Genomic DNA, 2,948 nt, shown 5'->3' on the forward strand with positions numbered 1-2,948 from the left:
ATGCTTTAAAACGTCTACCTTTAAAGCAAATATATAAAAAGCTGCACTATGCGTGCAGCTTTTTTGCAAAATTTTCTGATTGCCCTTTTGTATCATTGTCTCTCATATCAGACAACTTCTCTAGCCCATCATCCTTAATACTCCCCTTTCAAAAAACACAAGGAGTTGCTCATCGCTGCCAATAGGCATTGTGCTTGTTTTGGAAAAGAACTCTGAAAACTTCCTTTCTCAACTGATCATCAAAAAAAACTATACAAAGCGTGGGATATACCATAAACACGCAGAAGAAAATTGTACCTTTAGCCTCTTGGGGAGAAGCATTGTGACAAAGAAGAAATCCATGATTTTCGCCCAAATAGGGCTTTTTATTATTTTGGCTCTTAGCAGCTTTGCCGATGAAACAGCGCAGGTCACATTTGCTTTACACTTAGCAGAAAGTACAGCCTCGATTTCAATGCTGCTTTTTGCAGGGCTTATAGGAGCAATTTGTGCAGGACCCATTGCGCCGCGCCTCTTACATCGCTTCCAACCAACGCGAACAGTCCCCATTGTTTTATTGTTTGAAGCATTTTTCATAGCCGCAGCCGCAGCCGCTAACCAATTTTGGCTTTATATTGCCCTTTCTTTTGCACTAGGGTGTGCTGGTTCACTCTTTTGGTCTGCTATCCTTGTTGCTGTACCTGACTTCGCAAAAAATGATCGGCAATTAGACCGTAACAACCGCATTATCCAAACAGTCCGTAATCTCGGCTACATTGCAGGACCACTGTTAGGAGGTGTACTATATGGTCTTTCAAACGGGCAAAAAGGGCTCTTTGCACTATCCATCATGGTTCTCTGTGCAACCTTTATCACTCTCTTCTGTTTTAAAAGTTTAAAAATGCATACGCCAACAACAAACGCAGTACAACAAGCCAAAAAGGGACTAGACTTAAGAGGGCTCTTGCGTAAAAAAAATGTTGTCTATGCTCTTTCCCCCCTCATCATTACCATCACCCTCACCTCGGCTCTTAATGTCCTATCAATTGTCCGCATCCGCACCGAACTGTATTTAAGCGCTGAAACCTACGGGATAATTGCAAGTATGATAAGTCTAGGGCTCGTCGTTGGACCGCTCTGCTTTTCCAGCCTTTTCCACCGCTTTGGCAATGCTGCTGGAGCATCACTGGCTGCGACAATAATTGGATTTGCAATTTTCTGCTTTTCTCTCACACACATTGTATGGTTAATGATGCTGTCATTTTTCATCCTTGGGGGTGCCAACGGTGTGCAAAATGCACTAATGGCAAGTTTTATGATGAAAGCCATCCAAAAAGAACAACGAAACAGTCAAATGCCCGCCTATATCTTTATCATACAAACAGCCGTGTGTATTGGTTTTATCAGTGCAAGTTTTGTAAAAGTGCATCACACCCAATACACACTCCTTATCATCGGCATTGCCACCATGATCACAGGCATATTAGGCTTTACATTAAACCGCGCTCTGCAAAAAAAGGAATGGGATAATGCCTAGCAAACTTTACCATCTTTTCTCTCGAAAAAAAAACATGCCCAAAAATGGCATAAAAATCACCACTTGATCAAATTATTGTATCTCCCATGCAACCCTATACCAAGCAATGTGATTTTGATAAACCATTCTCGTGTGGAGGAGCAAACAACCCAAGCAAATAACCCTTGCCAAAACTTGATATTTTAAAGCAGAAGAAAACAGTTTAACATCATGCAACAAGACCCTATAGGCTTAAACTTTTACAATGGAACAGGTGGTTATATATGGCAACTGGCAGACTATATGCTACATGACTTGAATGAAAGCATCCACACCCTTGCCTTACAAAAAACCACACCGCCCACAGCCATCAATTCTTTTGACGTTTACCCACGTGAACTCAATCCTTTATCACGCGTTCAATGGGCAAAGGACGTACAGATAACGAGAAATAAACCAGCTTTAATTGGAAAACGGCAAATACAACCTGCAATCGTTATTTCTACAAAAGGAGCGGCATTTGGCGGATTCGACTTTCCCACATTTGAAGCACTTCGTGAAGGCTGCCTTGTCCAATCCTTAAAAGAAATCAAACTCAATGGTTGCCTTTTTGACGTGAATAGTCTTTTGATATCACTGCTACGACACGGTCTCATCGAAACAAATCAAAAAGCCTTTTCAAAAAATGATGCAACCGCTCTTTTACGAGAGCCAACATGTATTATCATAGATTCTTCTCTTGGGTTCCTTGCCATTAATCAACTTAATGGACGTACAATCCGGCTTCATGAAAAAACAAAACATCTCTTGAAGCAAGCCACCACACCAATGCATCTTCAACACCCGCTAGAGGATTCAATAAAGTTTCTTGTAAAAGCAGGAATGCTACGATTGATAAAATTATAAGGATAAAAAGATGCAGCTGATAAGACCTGGTATGGGAACAGAAAATAGTGCTCAACTGATCCATGCACTCATTCAAATGGCAAGACCGCGTACAGTCATTGAAATCGGTGCTGGTGATAGTACGCGCTTTATCGCAAGAGCACTCCAAAAAGCAAAACAAGCATGGCAACAGGATAAAAAGCTTCTAGAATCCGCCATTTGGGAAGAGCGTACAGCTTTGCTTGACCCTTCAGGAATTCCTGAAAATTACGAACCTCGGCTTATTACCATTGATGATTTTACAGTAGAAGGTCAATCAGCAGAAGAAGCATGGCAAAGACTTCTTAAAGATGGCATTGAAAAAGATACTGTAACATTTATCAATGAAAATTTTTTCTCTCTTGATGAAAGAACTCTCAAATCTTGGGTGCCAATAGATTTTGCTTGGATTGATGCTGGAACGCCAGCAGATGATGTACGATTTGTTATAACCCTTTGGGAACATATCACACCTGGTGGTTATCTTTGTCTGCATGAACCAACAATGACCACAACGATTGCTCTCAAT

The 2,948-nt window shown here is 41.0% G+C and carries 3 protein-coding genes; all 3 read left to right on the forward strand.

Annotated features, from left to right (window positions below; all coding sequences use genetic code 11):
• Positions 1-322 precede the first annotated feature (322 nt).
• Entirely contained in the window at positions 323-1,516 is a 1,194-nt protein-coding gene (locus tag ACFIO3_RS07655) for an MFS transporter (RefSeq protein ID WP_375615480.1), read from the forward strand.
• Between the two features lie 210 nt (positions 1,517-1,726).
• Positions 1,727-2,401 carry a hypothetical protein gene (locus ACFIO3_RS07660; RefSeq protein WP_375610624.1) on the forward strand — a complete coding sequence of 225 codons (675 nt, stop codon included), beginning with the start codon at positions 1,727-1,729 and terminating at the stop codon, positions 2,399-2,401.
• A 10-nt stretch (positions 2,402-2,411) separates the two neighbouring features.
• A partial coding sequence (locus ACFIO3_RS07665) for a class I SAM-dependent methyltransferase (protein ID WP_375704277.1) occupies positions 2,412-2,948 on the forward strand: 537 nt, incomplete at its 3' end.

The sequence above is a fragment of the Bartonella sp. AD328YNZD genome, assembly GCF_042196425.1.